This window comes from Planktothrix agardhii (genome assembly GCF_904830935.1).
In the GTDB taxonomy this organism is placed as follows: domain Bacteria; phylum Cyanobacteriota; class Cyanobacteriia; order Cyanobacteriales; family Microcoleaceae; genus Planktothrix; species Planktothrix agardhii.
The window spans coordinates 2986060-3008261 of the sequence record NZ_LR882952.1 but is presented as its reverse complement, the minus strand read 5'-3'; the positions used below and the strand labels follow the sequence as shown (position 1 = coordinate 3008261).

Annotated in this window: 16 protein-coding genes and 1 pseudogene; 7 read left to right on the top strand and 10 right to left on the bottom strand. The window is 42.0% G+C overall.

Annotation, left to right across the window (positions count from 1 at the left end; genetic code table 11):
* Nucleotides 1–10 precede the first annotated feature (10 nt).
* On the bottom strand, nt 11–1600 hold the full coding sequence (locus tag NMG88_RS14110; RefSeq protein WP_042154574.1) for a hypothetical protein: 1590 nt from the start codon (nt 1598–1600) through the stop codon (nt 11–13).
* 311 nt (nt 1601–1911) lie between these two features.
* Here NMG88_RS14110 and NMG88_RS14105 point away from each other — a divergent pair.
* Nucleotides 1912–2289 (top strand): annotated as a pseudogene (locus tag NMG88_RS14105) (pentapeptide repeat-containing protein); the annotation flags it as partial.
* Between the two features lie 83 nt (nt 2290–2372).
* On the opposite strand, the gene NMG88_RS14100 reads toward NMG88_RS14105, so the two are convergent.
* Nucleotides 2373–3242 (bottom strand): CPBP family intramembrane glutamic endopeptidase, encoded by an 870-nt coding sequence (locus tag NMG88_RS14100; protein ID WP_227357969.1) that lies wholly within the window; start codon nt 3240–3242, stop codon nt 2373–2375.
* Nucleotides 3243–3268: 26 nt separating this feature from the next.
* Nucleotides 3269–3550, bottom strand: coding sequence for an ATP-dependent Clp protease adapter ClpS (gene clpS / locus NMG88_RS14095; protein ID WP_042154579.1), 282 nt, complete (start codon nt 3548–3550; stop codon nt 3269–3271).
* Nucleotides 3551–3831: 281 nt separating this feature from the next.
* Here clpS and NMG88_RS14090 point away from each other — a divergent pair, with 281 nt between their 5' ends.
* Nucleotides 3832–4350 carry a DUF3172 domain-containing protein gene (locus NMG88_RS14090; protein WP_042154580.1) on the top strand — a complete coding sequence of 173 codons (519 nt, stop codon included), beginning with the start codon at nt 3832–3834 and terminating at the stop codon, nt 4348–4350.
* Nucleotides 4351–4723: 373 nt separating this feature from the next.
* On the opposite strand, the gene NMG88_RS14085 is transcribed toward NMG88_RS14090, so the two are convergent.
* Nucleotides 4724–5221 carry an HNH endonuclease gene (locus NMG88_RS14085; RefSeq protein WP_042154584.1) on the bottom strand — a complete coding sequence of 166 codons (498 nt, stop codon included), beginning with the start codon at nt 5219–5221 and terminating at the stop codon, nt 4724–4726.
* Between the two features lie 73 nt (nt 5222–5294).
* Here NMG88_RS14085 and alr point away from each other — a divergent pair, with 73 nt between their 5' ends.
* Nucleotides 5295–6500: an alanine racemase gene (alr, locus tag NMG88_RS14080; protein WP_042154586.1), complete on the top strand. Its 1206-nt coding sequence runs from the start codon at nt 5295–5297 to the stop codon at nt 6498–6500.
* A gap of 18 nt (nt 6501–6518) precedes the next feature.
* On the top strand, nt 6519–7427 hold the full coding sequence (locus NMG88_RS14075) for a cation diffusion facilitator family transporter (RefSeq protein WP_042154587.1): 909 nt from the start codon (nt 6519–6521) through the stop codon (nt 7425–7427).
* A 37-nt stretch (nt 7428–7464) separates the two neighbouring features.
* On the opposite strand, the gene NMG88_RS14070 is transcribed toward NMG88_RS14075, so the two are convergent.
* A complete protein-coding gene (locus tag NMG88_RS14070; RefSeq protein WP_042154589.1) occupies nt 7465–8526 on the bottom strand; it encodes an NAD(P)/FAD-dependent oxidoreductase in 1062 nt (353 codons plus the stop codon).
* A gap of 138 nt (nt 8527–8664) precedes the next feature.
* On the opposite strand from NMG88_RS14070, the gene NMG88_RS14065 reads away from it, so the two are divergent.
* The 3 genes from NMG88_RS14065 to NMG88_RS14055 all read left to right on the top strand — a co-directional run bounded on the left by NMG88_RS14065 (nt 8665) and on the right by NMG88_RS14055 (nt 11141).
* Entirely contained in the window at nt 8665–9504 is an 840-nt protein-coding gene (locus NMG88_RS14065; RefSeq protein WP_027249969.1) for a YaaW family protein, read from the top strand.
* Between the two features lie 34 nt (nt 9505–9538).
* Nucleotides 9539–10852 carry an O-antigen ligase family protein gene (locus NMG88_RS14060; RefSeq protein ID WP_042154592.1) on the top strand — a complete coding sequence of 438 codons (1314 nt, stop codon included), beginning with the start codon at nt 9539–9541 and terminating at the stop codon, nt 10850–10852.
* Nucleotides 10853–10955: 103 nt separating this feature from the next.
* Entirely contained in the window at nt 10956–11141 is a 186-nt protein-coding gene (locus tag NMG88_RS14055; protein WP_042154594.1) for a Uma2 family endonuclease, read from the top strand.
* 223 nt (nt 11142–11364) lie between these two features.
* On the opposite strand, the gene NMG88_RS14050 is transcribed toward NMG88_RS14055, so the two are convergent.
* The 5 genes from NMG88_RS14050 to NMG88_RS14030 all read right to left on the bottom strand — a co-directional run bounded on the left by NMG88_RS14050 (nt 11365) and on the right by NMG88_RS14030 (nt 22188).
* Entirely contained in the window at nt 11365–12234 is an 870-nt protein-coding gene (locus NMG88_RS14050; RefSeq protein ID WP_235751568.1) for a sensor histidine kinase, read from the bottom strand.
* A 111-nt stretch (nt 12235–12345) separates the two neighbouring features.
* Nucleotides 12346–13569, bottom strand: coding sequence for a geranylgeranyl reductase (chlP, locus tag NMG88_RS14045; RefSeq protein ID WP_042154596.1), 1224 nt, complete (start codon nt 13567–13569; stop codon nt 12346–12348).
* 148 nt (nt 13570–13717) lie between these two features.
* Nucleotides 13718–17854, bottom strand: coding sequence for a hybrid sensor histidine kinase/response regulator (locus NMG88_RS14040; RefSeq protein WP_254035545.1), 4137 nt, complete (start codon nt 17852–17854; stop codon nt 13718–13720).
* A gap of 90 nt (nt 17855–17944) precedes the next feature.
* Entirely contained in the window at nt 17945–21376 is a 3432-nt protein-coding gene (locus tag NMG88_RS14035; protein ID WP_227381515.1) for a methyl-accepting chemotaxis protein, read from the bottom strand.
* Between the two features lie 287 nt (nt 21377–21663).
* Nucleotides 21664–22188: a chemotaxis protein CheW gene (locus tag NMG88_RS14030; RefSeq protein ID WP_026788064.1), complete on the bottom strand. Its 525-nt coding sequence runs from the start codon at nt 22186–22188 to the stop codon at nt 21664–21666.
* Between the last annotated feature and the right edge of the window lie 14 nt (nt 22189–22202).

Sequence of the window (22202 nt, the reverse complement as noted above, 5' to 3'; positions counted from 1 at the left end):
AAATTATTTCTTAAAACCGTCTTTCTAATTTCAAACATTGACCTGGAGTTAACTTTCTAATCTCATCGGTTACATCTAACCAGGGTTGTAATTGTCCCCGTTGAAATGTGCGACTTAGGGGAATATCCATCGAAGTTTGATCACAACCTATTCCGGCGGAAATCACCCCTCGCCAAGAATCAGCATATAATTCATCAATAATCTGCCATTGATTTTTTTCCCAACGAAATCGCCGGGTAAATCTAAAGGGTGTATCTTGTTTTCCTAGAACAATTTTAGAACTATTTAACCTCTGAATTTGCTTTGAGAAAAACCTACCTAATATTAACATTAAAACTCGCATTAAAACTAATTTAAACGAAGATAATTGATTAGATTTAACCCAACTTAATCCTCCTTCAATTAAAATATCATCCTGTTCAACATGAATTGTATAAGCACTCATTAAATGGGCTACAGCATTTTTAATTTGACGACCCTGACGAACCTTAAGGGAAAAATGAGTATCTGATAATAGCAGTTTATTTTCCCGAAATAGTTTAAAAACTCCGCCTTTATTTAAAGCTACATATAATTCAACATGGGGACGACGTTTAATTAAAATTTCTGCTTCCTTTAACCAAATACTTGCTACATCTCGCGCTAAAGGTTGGGGTCTTCCAGGGACAAAATCGCGCCAAGTAAGTAAATAATTCCAAACCTGATTTCCTAACGAATAATCATCCCCATAACAAGCGGATAAACCATTTTTAATTCCTTGTAAAAATCGGTCATTAATTCGTAGCGCATCCGGTAGCCATTCCCCCACCAATTCAAACCCATAGGGAAAAAATTGATAGGTATTCAAACTGCCATATTCCCCACCATGCGACCCATCGGGATGAATAAAATAGGCAGCTAATTCTACGGCTTTAATTAAGGACTCTTTTAACCGTAAATCCGATCTCAAATCATCTAATTGAGCTAAAAAAGAAATGGTTAAGCTATGATAACCTGGATCAAACGTATCACTTTCTTTAAACCATCCTTCCTGACTTTGTAAAGATAATAACCGTTCTAAACGAGAGGCTTTAATTCGATGCCATTTAGAGGTTTGTAACATTTGACCCAAACGCTCTAAACACAGAAGAATTAACGCTTCTTGACTCGCACTCTGACTAAATTTACGATGGGCTAACCCCTGGGCTTGATGTTCAAAACATTGTAGGGCTTCATAATTCATTAACCCCAATAAATGATAACTTTCTAAACCTGCAAATAGGGAAAAAGCCGTGGCGTTCGTAGAATGTTCTAATGGAAAATTTTGATCACAAAAACCATCATTATAAACGTTATTAGTCTGGTAAATAATACCCGATTCTACCCAGGTTTTAATCGCAGGTTGTTGATAATAGGGATTATCAGAAATAGGTAGATCATAAACTAAAGCCAGAGGTAATACTAATTCTTGCATTCTACCATTGGCAAAATCTTTAGTTTTATAATGCCAAAAATTTCGATCAAAACAGCCATAGGTTGGACTATGGGGATTTCTATCCAATAACGTTAAAATTTTAGGAATTTGAGTTAAGGCTTCACGGGCAAATAAATCTTTACTCACGGTTAATAGTCGCTGTTAGTTGCACCAAACAAATTACCGCCATTGTACCAAAAAAGGCGCGATCGCTATCTTATTTTTCTGATTTCCTCAGTCTTCCAGACAATAAATTCTGAATCTACAGATAGTAAAATTACCTATAATTTCTAGGGTGGAAACTAGCCATGCTATTTTTGAGCATAGACGGGTTACTGTCCATTTCCCCCTTTCCCAAACCAGGGAAAATCTAAGAATTGAGATGTTTAAGTCTTTCAAAAAGTTTACAAAAATTTATAAACCATTAAATTCCAATTGTTGTTGTATACTGACTAATAATGAAAGGCAGCCAATTAATTGAAGCCGATTTAACTAAAGCTAACCTCCAAGGTGCCCAATTAAATGGCGTCAATTTGACTAATGCAAAACTGAGTGGTGCGATTCTATTTTGTGTAAATTTATTTCGTGCCAATTTAACCGGAGTGAATTTATGTGGCGCGAACTTAAAGGGAATTAATCTCCGGTCTGCTAATTTAGAAAAAGCCAATTTAAACTGGACAAATTTAACCGGAGCTAGATTAAGTGGGGCGAATTTAAGAGGGGCACAGTTAAACGGAGTCACCTTGAATGGTGCATTTCTGAATGGATTAGATTTAGAAGAAATTGATTTTAGTGGACTAGACCTGAATAATGTCAAATTGAGTGGGGCAAAATTGAAAGATTTTTTAAAATGGTAATTTTCCTGATAAATTATTCAATGAAATAGCCCTGGGGTTTGGGGGGGCTGTTCCGGTGTTCCCTATTTTAATTTTCTAAATAACGATTTATACCAGATAAAAATTCCAATTGCCCCCAAACAAAACAACCCCATCACCCCCGCTAAGGGGTTTTTATCAATTCCGGTAATAGCCTCAGAAACCGTATCAGAATAATTAATTAATTGCCCAACATTAATTATATAATAACCCCAAACTAAACCCCCATGCAACCCCATCGGCAAACCCAACCAACCGGAGGGACTTAACTGCAAACTATTAGAAGAAGCGGGAAACCAAGCTAGTTTTGAGACAACTAATATTAATCCTAATAACACTAAACCAGGAAATTGTAAAGCAGTTCTTTGAATTTCTGCCAAGGGTTTAATAAAATGTAAACCCGCAAAAATTATACTATTAATTCCCCAAGCAATTTTAGGGTTACAATCTCGTTTTAGTTCATCTAGTAACCATCCCCTAAAAAATAATTCTTCAGCAAACCCAATTCCCAGGGCAACTAAAAACCCTTCTAAAATAATGCTTAAAAAATTAGGGTTTGCAGGTTGCCATATTACCCAACCGAACAGGGATTCTATGATAAATAATCCCATTAAACTGAATAATCCTAATAATAATCCTTTGAGATAATTTTGATAATTTTTAGGATTAAAAACTAAACCATAGCGAGTTAGTGGGTGAGATTCACGATAAATTATTTTTGCCCAGAAGTGAATTAATATAATAAACTCGACATAAAGGAAAATTAACGTAATAATACTAACAAAATTGCGATCGCTAATAAAAAAATAAAAAGGTGCCGCCAGGGGAAGCCAAAGCAACACCAAAACCAGGAGAAAAATAACAATTCTCAGAAAAGCAGGATATTCTCTTAGAAATTCAAGATCGTATTTCAAACCCATTATCCTATAGTTAAGATGGTTTATTCATCGGGTTCAATAGTGCTAATGAGTCCATGATTTTTTAAGGTTTCGCAGTAAAATTCTGCGTGTTCTTGAGCACAAGTAATCACCAAGGCAAGATTATTAGTATGGGCTTCCATCATAATACTCACCGCCTGGGGTTGAGTCAAACTGGGAACCGTTGTCATCAACACTTGGACAACATACTCCATGGAATTATAATCATCGTTATGTAGCAAAACCCGATAACGGGGGGCAATTTTTCTAACGGTGGCACTCTTTTGTACTGTCTCAACAGACACGGCTTTTTCTCCTTTTTGAAAAAATCAAAGGGTTGAGGGTTAACAGAATTTATGAATTATTAGACTGTACATAGTTTAATGAATCATTGCGATGGCGACAAGGTTACTGAATATTGGCGGTTGAAAGTTACGGAGCCAGTAGTGCGAGCGTCCTCGCTCGCTAACAACCAACAACACTAACCAACAACGCTAAAAACTCACAACCAACGGCCAAACGCGATAACATATCAGAAGGAATATACTCTACTCTAGTTTGAGTGTTTCAACCCTGTTGAGTTAATATGAGACGTAGAACCAAAATGGCACCTGCTAAATCTTCGCTATTTAATTACACGGCTTTAGCAGTAATTGGCGGGGTACTGATTTTAGGAATTGGGATTGGAATTGCAATTAGTTCCACCACCACCTTAAATCCATCTAACGTGGCCTCTAGCCAATTTATTGACCAAAATGCACCGAATACCGAAACCTGTATTAAATTTGGCGCGAGTGCAATGGTCACGGATTTGCGTGTCTTTGTCACCCTTAACCCCTTCAATGTGTATGTAACACAACCGAAACTGCAACCAGGATGCGTTCTCCGCACAAGTAATTGGGCAATTTTAAAACAACGGAATCTGCTGAATAATGAACAAGAGCGAGATTGTAGACAACGAATGAATACCTTTGGATTTACGGGGGAATTAGAAAGTAATCCCACCATTAACTGTATTTATCAAAATGATGGTGCAGCTAACCTGTTTATTAATCAACCCGGAAGCATTCAAACCCCCGGTAGGTCAGAAACAGAACGATTTTAAATTGCTGAAGGAATTACGAATTACGAATTACGAATGGGTAATAGCAAAAGTTTACCTCCCCTGCTCCCCCTGCTCCCCCTGCTCCCCCTGCTCCCCCTGCTCCCCCTGCTCCCCCTGCTCCCAGGGCTGTTTCATGTTCCATTGCCAACCCCTAAGACCTAACCCCCCAACCCCCTTCCCTACTAGGGAAGGGGGAGTAATAAATAATTTTTTATGTTTAATAGTAATAATTAGTCCCCCCTCTCCTCGCAGGAGAGGGGTTGGGGGGGATGTCACACAGTTTTTCCTAGAGAATGAAACAGCCCTGCCCCTGCTCCCCCTGCCTCCCCTGCCTCCCCTACTCCCCCTACTCCCCATTCAACTGAATGCAAAATTAAAGACCAATTACATATTTTTGCCATTCTTTGTTCATACCGCTTTTAACGTGCCGAGTCACCTCAAAATAGAGGCTGCTATGGGGTTTACGCGGTGTTATCCGCAAAATCATTCCGGCTTCTTTGGGGGTGCGGCTGCCCTTTCTGATATTACAGCAAACACAGGCTGAAACTAAATTTTCCCAGGTATCCCCGCCCCCACGAGACCTGGGAATAACATGATCTAGGGTTAAATCCTCTCCGGTATGACCACAGTATTGACAAGAGTGGCTATCTCGGTGCAGTATATTCCTTCGGGTAAGGGGAATATCTTTATAGGGAACTCGAACATAGTGTCGCAGCCTAATCACGGTGGGCAAGGGAAAATCGGGAAGAAGGAATTTTCCATTATGCTCAACCTGCTCGGCTTTTTCTTTGAGTAATAAGACAACCGCCCGTCGCCAAGTCGTAATATTGAGAGGCTCATAGGAGGCGTTCAATACCAAAACACTACCCATTGGCTAGATTTTGCGATAAGATTTGACCGATATTAACACAGCTTAACGCCTTCAGGGGTTAAACGACAAAAATATGCTGAGTGGAAAATCTATTTCTATTAAAAACACGACTTTGCTCAATTCGGAAATAGACGTTGGGATTCGTCAACGGGCGTGGGTGGAAGTGGATTTAGATGCGATCGCTGAAAATATCCGCCAGATTAAGGGTTTATTATCTCCCCAAACAAAATTAATGGCGGTGGTCAAAGCCGACGCCTATGGACATGGGGCGGTTTCCGTTGCTAAAACCGTTTTTCAGGCGGGGGCTGAGTGGTTAGCCGTTGCCACCCTCCCAGAAGGGATAGAATTGCGAGAGGCGGGTATTAAGCAACCGATATTACTATTGGGGGCGATCCATACGGCCGAAGAAGTGCAAGCGATCGCCCATTGGCAACTGCAACCCACTTTATGCACACCTCAACAGGCATTATTATTTTCAGAAACTTTAAATCAATTAAATCAATCTTTAGCAGTTCAAATTAAGATTGATACCGGAATGTCACGGTTAGGAACTCCCTGGCAACAAGGGTTAGAATTTTTTAAATTAGTTCAACGATTACCTAATTTAGAATTAGCCGGAATTTATTCCCACTTTGCCACGGCCGACAGTAGGGATCCCACGGTGATGCGACAACAACATTATCGCTATGAAAATGTAATTAATGAAATCCGCGATCATTGGCAATCGGATGCTGATCCCCAATTTCCATTATTACATATTGCCAACTCCGCAGCAACATTAGCAGATCGGAATTTACATTATGATATGGTGCGAATTGGATTAAGTGTTTATGGTCTTTATCCTGCCACTCATTTAACCTCTGTAGTTACTTTAAAACCCGCTATGCAAATTAAAGCCCGGGTAACACAAGTTAAAACCATTGAAGCCGGAACTGGAGTCAGTTATGGTTATCAATTTATTGCCAAAAAACAAACTAAAATTGCCGTGATTGGCATTGGTTATGCCGATGGCATTCCTCGGAATCTTTCTAATAAAATAAAAGTCTTAATTCGGGGTCAATGGGTGAATCAAATCGGCACAATTACCATGGATCAAATCATGTTGGATGTGAGTGAAATTCCTGATTTACAAGTTGGGGAAGTTGTTACATTATTAGGTGAAGATGGAGAATATTCGATTTCTGCCGATGATTGGGCGAATACCATTGGTACAATTTCATGGGAAATCCTTTGTGGATTCAAACATCGACTTCCCAGGGTTAATATTATGAATAAATAGTTATTGAGGATATCTGTTGTGGTTGATCATCACTCCCATAGTCATGTTCCAAAAACCTATAACCGGGCTTTTCAAATCGGTATTGGTTTAAATATAGGCTTTGTGTTGATTGAGGTTGCCTTTGGATTAATTACCCAATCCCTGGCACTACTAGCTGATGCCGGACACAACCTAAGTGATGTGCTGGGGCTGTTACTAGCCTGGGGTGCTAGTTACCTGGGGCAGCTTCCGCCCAATCAAACCTATACCTATGGTTGGCGGCGATCATCAATTTTAGCCGCCCTACTCAATGGAATTCTGCTCCTACTGGCGATGGGAGGCATTACCTGGGAAGCCCTGCGCCGACTCCAAGAACCCACTCCCGTGCCGGGTATGACCCTAATTTGGGTGGCTGGGGTGGGGGTCGTGATCAATACCCTGACCGCCCTATTATTTTTCTCTGGGGGTAAGAAAGATATTAATATTCGGGGTGCGTTTCTGCACATGGCGGCCGATGCCCTGGTTTCTCTGGGGGTGGTGTTCGCGGGCATAGCCATTCTGTTAACGGGGTGGCTATGGTTTGATCCCGCTATCAGTTTAGTGATTGTGGTAGTAATTGTGGTAGGGACTTGGAACCTACTGCGGGATGCCCTAGGATTAATTTTGGATCGAGTACCCAAGCACATCGAACCCCTGGCAGTACGGACTTTTCTGCAAGAGTTACCCGGGGTGGCACAAGTCCATGATCTTCATATTTGGGGCATGAGTACCACAGAAACAGCCCTGACAGCCCATTTGGTGATGCCCGAAGGCTGCCCAGGGGATAGCTTTTTAACCCATATCAGCGAGGAATTGCATCATCACTTTGACATCGACCATCCTACCCTACAAGTGGAAACCGGAGATCAGCAGTATCCTTGTCCCCTGGAGCCTGACCATATTGTTTAAGACCAACGCTCACGGCGCAGCCTATTCCCTGTTCCCTTTAAATAGGTTGATTTTGTAACCAATTGGCGGCATCTATTCCCGATTTTAACGCTCCTTCAATTTGATTTCGGCCACACCAGTCCCCCGCAAAAACTAGGGGTAATGGAGTTGTATTTGTTAAACAGGAAACGCTTAAAGGTGTTCGACAAAAGGCATAACGCCAGCGATGAATTTGTATCCATTCAGGAGTATCTAACCAGGGTAATAAGGTATTTGCAGCTTGGTCAATTAATTTTTGTCCAACGGCGTTTAAATCAGTTTCTTCTAAATATTGTTGAGCAAAATTACTATTACTTTGAATTACAAAAACAGGCTTGGTAGAATTTAATCGTTTACTGCTATCTATTCCTACCCAAGCTAATATGGAATCATCGGAGAAATTCACCGCTTTCCAATCTGGAATATCTGGATTATGTTCTTGAGAATAACCTGCTATTACCGTAATACAAGGATCGTATTCAACGGATTTGATCTGATTTAAAAAAATAGATTCAAACTCAATGTTAGAAGATTCTAATAACATCAATGCTTGGGGGGCAGGAATGGCAATAACCAGAGATTTTGCTGTCACTATTTCAGGCAATTCTGGATTATTTTTATCAATTAATTCTATATGACATTGCCAATTAATTTCGGTTGTAATTGTTACAGATTCAACTCGACTATTAACCTGAATATTTAAGCCCTCAGCCATAATTTTTCCCACGGTATTCATACCAGAAGGCATAATATAATAGGGTTGATAAATAGTTTGAGGTTGGAGTTGATTTTGTTTAAACTCATAGAGGGTATTTGTCCAAAGTTGTAATTTATTTTCTAAGGGTTCCTGAGTTTGTAAATCTTGAATTAACTGTTGTAATAGTTCCCCCTTGGGTTCCAAATAACGCACGCCATGATCTGCACGAGTTCCTGATACTCGTCGAGTCGCCATCCGCCCTCCCACACCCCTTGATTTATCTAAAACAATAACGTTATATCCGGCTTTTTGTAATTTTTGAGCGCAGATTAAACCCGAAACTCCAGCACCAATAACGGCGACATCAAATATGATTGAATTCATGGGTATTGTTAATTCCTTGTTGATTCAGATATTACGCTTAAAATAAACGGATTATGGATAACTTCAAAAATAACAAATTTTCCCAAAAAGTAGTAAAATAGGAAACGGAAAAACTCCCAATTGAGGAGGATATCAACCTTGGACGAACTTAGATCTGGATTAGAACTGGCAACAGAAGATGAGTTAGAACAGTTAACAAAACTCTTGTTTAGTCGGGGTTTGAACCCTTTAGACTATGTACAAACTCCCACCCCCATCGACGTTCAAAGTCGAGACCGGGAAGCCTGGTTAGACGCCTTAGAACAGCGTTTTCGCTATCTCGCCGCCGATGGGGTAACGGTTTTACGGGGAAAAACTCAACAGGTGACTTACCGCCAAGCGTTAATTCAAGTCTGTCGTTATTTGAAAATTCCCTATTCAAAAAACCTGTCAACGGCTGACTTAGAAGCGGAAGTTTTTTTACACCTTTTAGGTCAAGCTTGGAAACGTTTACCTCAGTCAGAACAAACCAACCTCACCCAAAAAGTTCAAAAAGCATTAACCGAAACAAAACCTTTACAACCCTTACCAATTTCTGCCCAAAAAGATCCGTTAGGATGGTTATTTAAAGCGGGAAGTTTGGTAGCAGTTAATTCTGTTATCCGACCGATAATTTTAGGACAAATAGCCAGTCAATTTGCTTTACATTTTGCTAAATATCAAGTAGCAAAAGAAGCCTTAATCACAGGAGGCGCAACCGCAGCAACTCAATTTCAAAATTATGTTGCTATTCAAACAGCAAACCGAGGAATGGCGGTTACTGCGACAAAATATGGCGTAACTCGCAGTGTATTTTCTTTCCTGGGGCCGTTATTATGGACGTGGTTAGTTGCTGACTTAGGATGGCGAGCAATTTCTACTAATTATGCCCGGATTATTCCCACCATATTTACTTTAGCACAAATTCGTTTAACCCGTTCAGATTGGGCTTATTCTTAATACTGATTTAAGGTTTTTTGACTGATTTTAACCCATGCAATCAATACTTTTACCCCACCCAGAACGACGGTTACATTTACCTTGGAATTGTTTACAATGGGGGGTATTTTTATTACCTATTTTACCAATATTTGGCAGCATTTCTATTTTTTTAGGAATGATTCTCAGTTATAGACATCAGTTCAAATCAATTCGGAAAAATCCCGTTAACCAAGGGTTAGCTATTTTAAGTATTTTATTAGTTATTATTTCTATTTTAGCGAATAATTCCCTGGAGTCTTTTCTGGGTTTATTTAATTTTATTCCCTATTTTATTATGTTTGCGGGGTTAAGTGAAATTATCCAAACCCCTAGTCAATTGCGACAGTTATCGTGGTTAATGATATTTGGTGCTATTCCCGTGATAATTTTGGGACTAGGACAACAGTATTTAAGCTGGTCGGGAATTGATATTTTACAGGGAATTTTAGGTTGGAGTTTACAACTAAATGGTAACCCGGTGGGTCGAATGTCATCGGTATTTATGTATGCTAATATTTTGGCAGCATATTTAATAATTATTTTCACATTAACCCTAGGATTATTAATTGAAGAATGGCAAAATAAAGCCGAGAATAATGATGGTTATATTCTGAATAAAAACCAGAAAATAACACTATTAATTATTACACTATTGTTAACAGCAATTGACTTAATTTTAACTAATTCTCGTAATGCTTGGGGATTAGCAGTTTTATCAAGTTTAGCTTATGCTTTATATTTAGGATGGTGGTGGTTAATCTTATTAGTGACTACGGGAGTAACGGCCGTTTTAGGGTCAGCTTTTGCACCTTCTCCGATTAAAGACGGGTTAAGAATGATTATCCCCGCTTATTTTTGGCAAAGAATTACCGATGAAAATTTTGTGCGTCCGGTAGAAACTCTAAGAATTACCCAATGGAAATTTGCCTTAAATTTAGCCCAAACTCGACCGTTAACCGGATGGGGATTAAGAAATTTTACGCCCTTATATGAAGCTAAAATGAACGTTTGGTTAGGTCATCCCCATAATTTATTTTTAATGATGTTTGCTGAAATTGGAATCCCCACAGCACTATTTTTTATGGTAATAATATGTTGGATTTTAAGTCAAGGATTTTTATTGTTAACAAATAGCTTAACTAATCCTTCAGAGCGATTAGTTTATTATAGCTATTTAATCACATTTTTAGGATTAATTTTGTTTAACTGTTTTGATGTCAGTTTATTTGATTTTAGAGTAAATACCTTGAGTTGGATAATTTTATCAGGAATTTGGGGAGTTGTTGATAATACTATTGGTAATTCCACTAAAAACAGTTATAATTAAATCATCTTTTAATAGTCCCCAAAAGGGTAACTTTTATGGTGGAAATATTAACTCTGAATTTACCCTCTATTCACACTTTAACCGATGAACAATTTTTTGAACAATGAAAGAATATCAACAAAATGGGGTAGGATTAGGATGGCTAATTGATCCCATTCAAAAAAAAGTAGAAATATATCGAATCAATCAACCTGTTGAAATCCTACAAAACCATGCTCAATTATCAGGAGAAAATATTTTAAAGGGTTTTATTTTAGACTTAAATCCTATTTTTAATCTTAACAATTAAACCCTATAAAATTCGATCATATAGCAACCGCTTAACTTACACAAATTCCGAACACGGATTTAACGGATTAATGGGATTTACACGGATTTTAAGATCGGGGTTTTACCTAAAGTTTTTCCAACAAAACTGTCTTAATTTTTCACTTCCTATAAGCTTCTATTTCTGTGGCTATTTCCTCCTCGGTTATATCTCCAATCCCAGGGATAGATTGAGTTTTATTAACTCATGAAGACAGAGGAAGTTCAATGATAAATTCTGTTCCAGTTCCCACCAATGACCGACAGATAATTTTGCCTTGATGCCGATCTTCAATGATTTGACGACTCACCGATAAACCAATCCCACTGCCTTGTAATACAGGTTTTGTAATTAATAAATCCTCAAAAATTGCATTTTGAACGTCATCAGATATTCCTAAACTATTATCTTGAATTGATAAAAGTACAGAATCTTGGTTTAAGTCGGTTTTAATAGTAATTGTAGGTTTAAATTCAGGATCGCCAGGGTGAGCTTCTGCTTTTTTATCTAGGGAATTAATCCCATAATTAATTAAATAAGATATAGCTTGATTAAAATGCCCTGGGTAACAATTAATTTCAGGAATATTCCCATAATTTTTAACAACTTCAATCGGAGACCTAATTTTAGTGCCTTTGCAGCGACTTTTTAACATTAATAACACACTATTAATGCCATCATGAATATTAAATAACACTTGGCGATCGCCTTCAAATCTTCCAAATGTCCGTAAAGAATTACTAATTTGATGTAACCGTTCTGCCCCATTTTCCATCGCAGATAACAATTTCGGCACATCTTCGATTAAATATTCTAAATCAATAGAATCAATTTCATCGGTGATTTCATCCACCGGATTAGGATAATGTTCTTGATATAATTCAATTAAATTCAATAAATCCTTAACATAATCTTTAATATAAGTAATATTTCCAGCAATACACCCCAAGGGATTATTAATTTCATGAACAACACTTGAAACTAAATGACTCAAGGTTGCTGTTTTTTCCTGTTGTACTAATTGTAAAATCTCCGTGGCATTCAGTTGGTTTTCAGACGGATTTGTTGAACTCATACTTAATTTCTCCGTATAATTAGTTATCAGTCAAGAAAAAAATTGATCGGTTAACTACTAACTTGTAGAGACGTACCATGGCACGCCTCTACAATGATCAATGATAACTAATTAGGGTGCTAACGCATTGCCGCGTAATAAACTCGCTAGGGTTTTGGCGGTAATTTTCATCTGTGTTAAAGGGTTAGCCGGAACAACGGTTTTGTACAAATAGCTATCAAAAGTTAACTTCTGCACATCCTTATCCGAACACATCTCCACAAAGGCTTCACGGGTCGCATCCGTCCGATAAAAGACCCGTTGCAGAATATCTAACACCAGATAAGTAATCCCATATTTCTTATCCCAGAGTCTAATATAGTCCTTCAGATCCGCTTCCGTCGGAATGCGTTGACCGCCATTACTGCGTTCCACAATAGTTTCCGCACACATCCGGCCAGACTTAGCGGCGAAATAGATGCCTTCTCCAGAGGACTTGGTAACTGTCCCGGCGGCATCTCCGACTAAAGCCACTCGTCCCACAACCCGACGGGGACGGGGATGTTCGGGAATGGGGTGAGCCTCCACCTTAATAATCTTACCGCCTTCGATCCGGTGAGCAGCCCGGGCGCGAATTCCCGCTTGCAATTGTTTGATCATGGCTTGGTTGGGTTTCATTGTCCCCGTGCCCACAGCAACGTGATCATGTTTGGGGAATACCCAAGCGTAGAAGTCGGGGGAAACATCGTTACCGACGTACATTTCCGCCAGATCTTCGTAATAGGCCATTTTATCTTCGGGAATCCGAATGCGCTCTTGGAAAGCGATCGCATAATTATAATCCCCAGCATCAATGGCTTTAGCAATGCGGGAGTTAGCCCCATCCGCCCCAATGACTACATCCACCTCTAGGGTTTTCGGTGTACCCACTCCACCCTCAGCCGTGCTGTGATCATGGTAATGGAGCACATAAGGTGCGGAATTAGTTTGAGGAATTTTTAATTGATGAACAGTACCATTTATTAAAATCGCCCCCAGAGAGACAGCGCGATCACGCATAAAACCATCGAGAATTTCCCGACGGCACATTCCAATATATTCGTCTTCTTTTTGAATGAAGATATCAACCTCACGGTTTGAGGGAGAGATCATTTTCATCTTTCTCACCCGCCGATCAATGACGTAAGCCGGTAAGTCAAACTCACTGATCATACAAAGCGGGATCGCCCCACCACAGGGTTTGGCGTTATCCAGCTTGCGTTCAAACAGGTAGGTTTCAATACCTGCTTTAACTAGCGTCTCGGCCGCGGAAGCACCCGCAGGGCCAGAACCAACAACAGCAACCCGTAGTGTCAACGGTCTTCCCCCAATCTATCTTGTCTTTTTATTCATGAGTGATGGTATCACAAACCCCCACCTGGAAACCATTTTTCCCTCGGTAGTTGTGACGCTTTGCAATACAGCTTAATATTTTGTAATAAATTATTACCCATGCGACAAGGTTTTACCCCGCAGCAACGACGGTATTTCCCACCACTTCACCCTGTAACATTCGTCCGGCTGCTTCCAATAATTGTTCCTCCAAATAAGGCTTCGTAAAGTAACCTCTCGCTCCCAAATTAAAAGCCATTTGACGGTGACGATCCGCACCGCGAGACGTTAACATCGCAATAGGTAAATTCGTTAGTGCCGGATCTTTTTGCATCCGAGATAATAATTCCAGCCCATCCATCCGGGGCATTTCAATATCGCAGAAGACAATATCGCAGGGTAAACCCGATTTTAGTTTTTCCCAAGCTTCCTTACCATCCCGGGCTTCTTCGACTCGATAACCGGATTTTTCAAAAGTAAGCGAGAGCAGCGATCGCACCGTAATCGAATCATCCACAATTAATACCGTCGGTTCCGACTTCTGAACCACAGGTTCAGCCGTGGCACTGCCCATTTGCCAAATTTTGCCCGAAGCATCCCGACGAATCCGACCCATGGCCAAATCAATCAGTTCTAGGACATCGGCGATCGCTACAATTTGACCATCCCCTAACACCGTCGCCCCAGCAATCCCAATCGGTTTCGGCACTGGCCCTTCCAAGGGTTTGATCACGATTTCCTGTTCAATCAACACTTGATCCACCTGTACCGCCAAATAACTATTAGAAGACCGCAGGATAATCACCGAAATCATGTCTTCTTCAGTGCTGGCACCATAGACATTCCCCCGACCCAAATGGCGATGATAGGTCAACAGTTCCCGCAAATGACGCAGGGGCAAAATTGTACCCCGCCATTCCAACACCTTACTTCCATCGGACTCGACGCGGATTTGTTCCCGAGGAACGTCAATCATATCTTCTACCCCGTCCATCGGGAAAGCAATCCGAACCCGATCGCTCACACAGCACAACGCCCGAGAAATACTCATATTCAAGGGTAAACGAATCGTGAACGTCGTCCCGCGTCCCAAGTTAGAATCCGTTGTAATCACGCCCCGAATATCGGTTAAACTGGTTCGCACCACATCCATCCCCACCCCTCGACCCGCGAATTCATCCGCCACATCCTTGGTACTAAAGTTGGGTAGGAATAACAGATCATAAATTTCTGGGTTACTCATACTTTCAGCATCCTCGGCGGTAATGATGCCTTTCTGAATGGCTTTATCTTTAACCCGATTCACGTCAATGCCGCCCCCATCATCGGAAATCGCAATAATCGTTTGGTTTCCTTGGTGAAATACCCGAATCGAGATCCGACCCACGGCAGATTTCCCCGCCGCCGTCCGCACATCCGCCGGTTCAATCCCGTGGGTAATGGCATTATTAACCAAATGAATTAAGGGGTCATGGAGTTTACCCAGTAACATTTTGTCAATTAAGGTATCTCGACCCTCAACAAATAACTCCGCCTGTTTCCCACACTTAATTGAAATATCCCGCACGGGACGTTTCAGGGCATCCGCCTCACTGCCAAAGGGTTCCATCCGGGCGCGATTTAGGCCTTCTTGCAAGGCTGTTGTAATCCGTCGCAACTCCCGAGTTACTTGGTCGGCTTCTTCGACTAAAAATCCAATATCTGCACTCGACTCCCGTACCCGCACAATTAACTCAATAATCTCTTGGGACAGGGTATGGAAGGGCGTAAACCGATCCAGTTCTGTTGAGTCCAAATCATTATTGGGATCATCATCATGAATCGAGGCACTGTCAGAAAACCAGAAGGGTTTGCGACGATGGGAGAGTAAGGAAATTTCCAAGAGCGATCGCTCATAGAAATCCTGCATCCGTTGACCCACATCTCCTAACAAAGAAACCTGATGCAGCAAGTTATCTAAAAACTGTCGCATCCGTTCTTGGTCTTGTTCCAAACTATTCCGGTTAACTACCAGTTCCCCCATCAAGTTACTAAGACCATCAAGTTGTTTGACCGGAACCTTAACAATTTGTTCAGTAATGGGTTTGGCAAACGTCCCCCTAGGAGGAGTTGTGGAACGAGATCGAGGAGGAGCATCTTCAATTAATCGGATTAAATCATTAAATTCCGAATCCTCCTCCGAAAGTTGTGATTCTGTATTTACGGCTTTGCGGGCGGTCTGAGACTTAATATTTTTAGGAGGATTAGGTGTTAGGGGTTCAGCCACGGGGGTATGGAGCAGTTCATCTAAATCCAAGAAATCCTCATCGTTCTCTGTTCCCTGTTCTCGTTCGACAAGCTCACGACGCAGCCTGTTCCCTGTTCCCTGTTCCTCTGGTTGACTCTCTACCCCTCCTAAATTGAGTAAGGCATCCAAACTGGCAAAATCATCCTCCGGCAGTTCTAGGGTGGTCTGCACCGTGGCTACTGGTTCTAATTTTGGGGACGTTTTGGGGAGTTCAGGGGTACTTGGCTGATCCCAGACCATATCTGGGGCTTCTTCGAGTTCCCCTTGTAAAAGTTCTTCAAACCAATCTTCCTGGGCATTGATCTGACCCGATGTGCTGCTGTCGCTTTCCTGACTGGTTTGAATTTGGGGGTCAAACTGATCGAATAGATCATCTAAATTTTCTGCATCTTCCAATAACTCCGTAATTTGAGTCGGGGAAAGGTCGGCAGAACGGGCAGATGGCATCCCCTCTTGGGGATTAATTAACAACTCATCGAATAAATCCCCAAAACTATCTACAAGGTCATGCTGTTTGGTTTCTACCGATGTCGGCTTGGTTGTGGTTCCCGTTTCTGAGATGGCGGAGTCCCCATCACTAAGGTGATCAAAGAAACTTGCCAGATCATCATCGGCTCCAGAAGTCACTAAACCTGGATTTTGTTGGGTTTTCCCTGGTTGAATTTGGGGTATATGGCTCGACGTTTCTGGCCGATTGAACTCAGGTTTTTCGTCTCCCAACAAATCAAAAAAGTCCCCTGACATTGATTCTGTTTCGGTTGCCAAGGATGGGGACGTTGACGTGGGGACTTCTTCATTCACCTCATTTTCCCATTGATCTAAACCTTCAAATAAGTCTCTGAGACTGTTATATTCTTCGGTAGTAATTTCTGGGCCATTCTGTAAACGGGGTGGGGTATTACTAGGGTTTGTTGCTGAATCTGACCAGTTCACATCGGAGAAAGAGTTATTCGGTGTTGCGGATTTAGGGGGTTTCTTCTTACCATTCTCCGGTTTCGATTGACCCGGTTTTGTGGCTGTCTCCGTCGTAGTTTTAGAGGGTTTAGATTGACTTGGAAATGTTTTAGATGCGGACGTGGATGGAGGCGATGATTTAGTTTTTTTATCTGTTTTTGCAGAGATAACCGTTTTAGGCAAAAGTTTTGTAATTCCTTCTGTTACAACAATTTCTCCCTCTCGATTCACTAAAACCAGTTCTTGGGCTTCTTTAATTGATTTAATCACTATCGGTGCTAGACTCCGATAGTGATTATCAGGATTGGCAATCACTTTTTCTAGGATCTCGATAAACTTAACCCAATTGGGCAACTCAAAGAGTTCCCCAGCCCGAGCTAAACTCCGACAGGTTTCGATTAACCCTTGACGAGTTTTTTGGGTTTCTGACTGTTTGAACTGTTGCAACATTTCCCTCAGACGTTCGGGAATATCACTACGAAATACCAAATCCTTCGCACTACTAGGAGATTCTTTAGATATAACGGTCGTAGGAATAGGGCGATTAGATGCAGAGGACGGGGCTCCGGTTTCCACTTCGGGCGGTCGCTTTGTCCCCTGTTGTTGAACCACTTTTATATGATAATTTAAAGCTTCAAAAACAGGCTCGACATCCTTCAAAATAGCACTGGCTGCTTCTTCCGTTAAGCCATAGGGCCCTGATAACTGATCAATTAAGGCTTGTAATGTATCAAAAACCTGTAAAAATAATGATTCTAATTGTTGATCAATAAATTGAGTCGGAAGACGGTTTTCTTTAAGAATTTTAAAACTATCTTCTAAACGGTGAGCCGTTTGTTGAATGCTATTAAGTCCCAACATCGCCGCCCCACCCTTGACCGAGTGAGCCGCTCGGAAAACTTCATTGAGCAATTCTGGATCTTCAATCGTCGCTTGCAGATTGAGCAATCCCTGTTCAATCGTATTGAGGTGGTCTTTCGCCTCCTCAATAAAATAGCCCATAATCCGTTGTTGCTGTTCGAGTTGCATATCAGTAATCAGTAATCAGTTATCAGTTATCAGTTATCAGTCATCAGTTAGTTATTAGTCATTAGTTATCAAAACCGCTTCCCCTGCTCCCTAAGCTTTCTCCGAGGAATCGACACGGAAGCGTTCTACCGATGTCAGCAAGTCTCGTGCCACACCCACGAGTTTAGTTAAGGCACTGGATACCTTTTGGGCTTCAGTGGAAGTTTCTTGGGCACTATGTTCCACCGCTCGCATCACCTGGGCGACGGCGCGGGCAGTTTCATTCTGTTCAACGGTATCCGCCGTAATCGAACGGACGAGAACATCAATCCGGTTGGTCACTTGAATAATGTCATCGAGTGCTCGTTTAGCTTGTTCCGCGAGGCGAGTCCCCTCAATCACCTGTTGATGACCTTGGGACATCGCCATCATCACCGTATTGGTTTGGCTTTGAATTTGCATCACGATTTGCTCGATATCCTTTAAGGATTTAGCCGACTTATCTGCCAACTGTCGGACTTCATCCGCAACAATCGCAAATCCCTTACCCGCTTCTCCTGCCCTAGCTGCCTCAATACTAGCGTTTAAAGCCAGTAAGTTAGTTCGGGAGGCAATTTGAGAAATAAGCCCGACAATTTTAGAAATTTCCTGAGAAGATTCCCCCAAACGCTTGACTTCTCGGCTAGTTTCTGCTACGGTTTCCCGAATTTTCAGAATCCCCGCCACGGTCATTTGTACCGCTTCCCCGCCTTTAGTGGCCAAGGCTGCCGCCGACCGAGCCACTTCTTCGGCTTCCCGAGCACTTTCAGCCACCCGTTGAATGGCATCGGTCAGTACCTGTACTGAGTTGAGGGTAGCAGCGAGTTCCTCCGCCTGACGGAAAGCATCCCCGGCGACATCCTTGGCAAAGGTAGCACTATCGGTAGCTCCCTTACTGACCTGACGGGCGGCTTGTTTGACCTGTACCACAATTTCCCGCAGGTTCTGAATGGTTAAGTTAAAGGAGTCCGCCACCGCTCCCAAAACGTTTGCCGTCACTTCTGCGGTTACAGTTAAATCTCCCCGGGCTGCCCCTTCCACGTCATCCAAAAGCCGAATCACCTGACGGTGTAAATCATCTCTAGCGTCTTCTTGTTCCTTAGCTTTGCGTTGGGCTTCTCGGGTAATACTTTGAATAAATTGGGCTGCATGGTTAAATTTAGAGGACATTTTGCCAAAGTCATCCTCAGCAAAAACCGTGGCGCGGGCATCTAAGTTCCCCTTACTAATCGCATCAAATTGAGCTTGTAAGTCATCTGTAGCCTTAGCAATTTGTTGGGCACTGATCCGACCCAATCCCCAGGTCGCCAGAAAACTGGTTCCCCCAGCTACGGCGGTCAACAGCCATCCTGTACCTCGTAGATAGTCTACGACTTCGGACTTATCATTTAAGGAGGCGGTACGAGTCGAAATATTGGTAGCCGTTGCCACTAAAACCAGGGTAGCCAGTCCCGTCCCCAGTGCCATATATAAGGGTTTACGTTTCAAGGAAGCATTTTCCAAGAAAGAGAATACCCCCTGCTCTGTGGTGACCATCGTATCTATCCCTTCCCCCAAATCCGGGCTTAGGGTGGTTACAGCCGATGCAGCGTAGGCAGTATTAAAAATCTCATCATCCTGAATCGCTGAACTATCACTATCGAGGGTGCTATTGTTGGTGGTATTACCAAATTTACTATCTACGCTGCTGAAATCTGAATCAACGTACAGGTCATTATCCCCACTGTCGGTGATGACAAAATCCCCAATATCATCAAATTCTTCAAAATCCTCTAAGAAATCATTGGGGGTCTGAGCCACCACCTTGCCATTTTGGGAACGGCCATTGGTATCATTGGCCTCAACCGTGACATCAAAGGAATTTCCAAAGGTATCTTCATCGGGATCGAGATCAAAACTATTGGGAATATCTGCCGAATCAAAAACCAGATCATCTGGTTCTTCATCTTCTTCCGCATCAGCATAATTGGAACTGAAAGCACCATTCACACTCCTTGAGGGGCCAGAGTCGTCGGGATCGGACAAGTAGGAATCATTGACCGCATTATTATTGGTTAATAGTGTTTCTTCTTCGTTGCTTTCTTCAGCATCCAGAACCTTATAGTTAGCCTTCATATTAGTAGTGTTCGGGGGTAGAGAAACAGAATCATCGGCATCATTAACGAAGAGTTCATCTGAAAAACTAAAAGCTGAATCTAAATCAGGGTCAAATTCATCTTCCTGAAAGGGTGAAGTTTCCTTGACCGAGACGAAACCATTTTGGGGTGGGTGTTCATCTGGTGACAACGATCCATCTGAATCGGCTGCATCTTCTAAAGGGGCAAAAATATCGTCAAGTTCTGCCTCAAAACTTGAGGAAGCTGTACCCACGGCACGGGATGGGCTAGAGGACTCATGATTAGCACCGTTGAGTTCTCTTTGATCTGCCGGATGAGATTCATAGGCCTCTGGATTGTTTAAGCCCCCCAATTCATCGTCATCGAAGCTATCGAATTCGAGGAATTGAGTCGGTTGAGATAAATAATCCGGGGATGACCCATTCAGAGTTTCCGGTGAGTGGACTGAATCCGATTCGTCTTCGGGGTTTTCGGTTGGGAAATCGAGCCAATCTAACTCATCCTCGGGAGAGAATAAATCCCCACTTAACTGTTCAATATCACTGGTGCTAGATTCATCGGTGGCAAAGTTTGGCACCGACAGGGATTCATCTTCTTCCAGTGTAAACGGATCGGCTTCTAATTCAGTGAAAGAATTTTCCGGGTCTAGGGGGTTTAAAATTTCTGTGCCTTCCTCTAAGTCGCCCCCCGAAGCAAAAGGATTATCTTCGGTGAAACTTAGGGGAGATTGACTACCATTGGATTTTACATAATCGGGTTCATCCTCTAAATTATTGAACCCCAAACCGATGGAAGCATCCAGATCAGAAGTGGATAAATCCAAGTCAGCATCGTCTAAGTCTTGAAAATCAAAGTTATCATCCTGCAAATCATTAAAATCCATCAGGGTTTCTTCGGTGGATGACCCATTCAGTCCATGAGTATCGGCGGATTCCAAATCTAAATTAGGTATGGAGGATGTGCCATTGGATGAACCATTGGTTTCTTCTGAGAGCCAATCTAAATCCTGGGTTAAATCCATTTCCTCGCCCTCGATTTCTTCGTTTACCAAGGCATTAAAAATTTCTGGGGAATCAAGGCTATCCTCGAAACTACCCGGAGGAGATTCTATTAAGTATTGGTCAGTATCGGCTAAGGCTTGATGGGCTTGTTCGAGTAATTCGGAGTCATGGGTTAAGTTGATGACGGCGACATACTGCTCACGGGCGACATCATACTGTTGCAACCCGTAGCCATAGATATGACCACAGAGAAGACGGGCAGATGGATCTTCTGGATAATCTTCTACCAGTTGATAAACCAGCGCCGCCGCCTGTTCATAATTCCCCTGACAGTATGCTTCCTCGGTTTGCTGATACTCTTGTAGGAAGTCTGTGCTTGTTGCCATGAGCGATTCCCCTTTTGACTTTCAAGTTTAGTTTTGCTCGTGCTTAATAGTTAAGATTTCGATGTAGAAACACGAATTATAAGGATGTAATCCGGTCTGTAGTAGATTTTCTAATAATCCCTACCCTGGGCTGGGTGAGTGAGGATTGGAGATTTAACATTAGGATGACAAAACCTCTGGTGGGGGTTTTGGGTTTCCCAAGTTAAAAGCTTTAGCTTAAACAGTTTTATAATCAATTGATAGTCGGTTTCCTCAATGGTTATGGGATAAACCCGATTGATGGCTGGTCACGTTGCCCAACGAGCCGATCGCAGAATTGCAATTTGGTCTAAAAGTCGCAGGACGCTGCCTTCAGTTCCAACTTGCCACTCTCCTTTGATAAAAGGAGTCATACTATCACTGACTTGGGTGGGCATTTGCATTTTATCAGGGTCAAGCCATGCCATGTCATTGACTTCATCAACAGCTAATCCTAATATAATGTCTTGATCTTCAACGGCAATAACATGGATCTCTGTTCGATCCGTATTTAAGGGGGTTGCATCCCCTAAAAATTGGCCTAAATCAGCGACCCAAATCACTCGACCCCTGAGATTGAAGGTTCCCAGCAACAGGGGGGAAACATTAGGAATCGGGGTCATCCGATCTGGCGATTGAAAGAGTACCTCCCGAATCCCGATGGCGGGAATGGCAAATTCATTCCGTGAAGGGACGAAAAAGCGAAGATGGGGTTCGCCTTCGGGGGTTGCCAGTTCTTGAAATTCTGGACTGTCTGTTCCTTGCCCGGTTAAAAAATCAGAATTCCCAACCATGGTTATTTTTCACC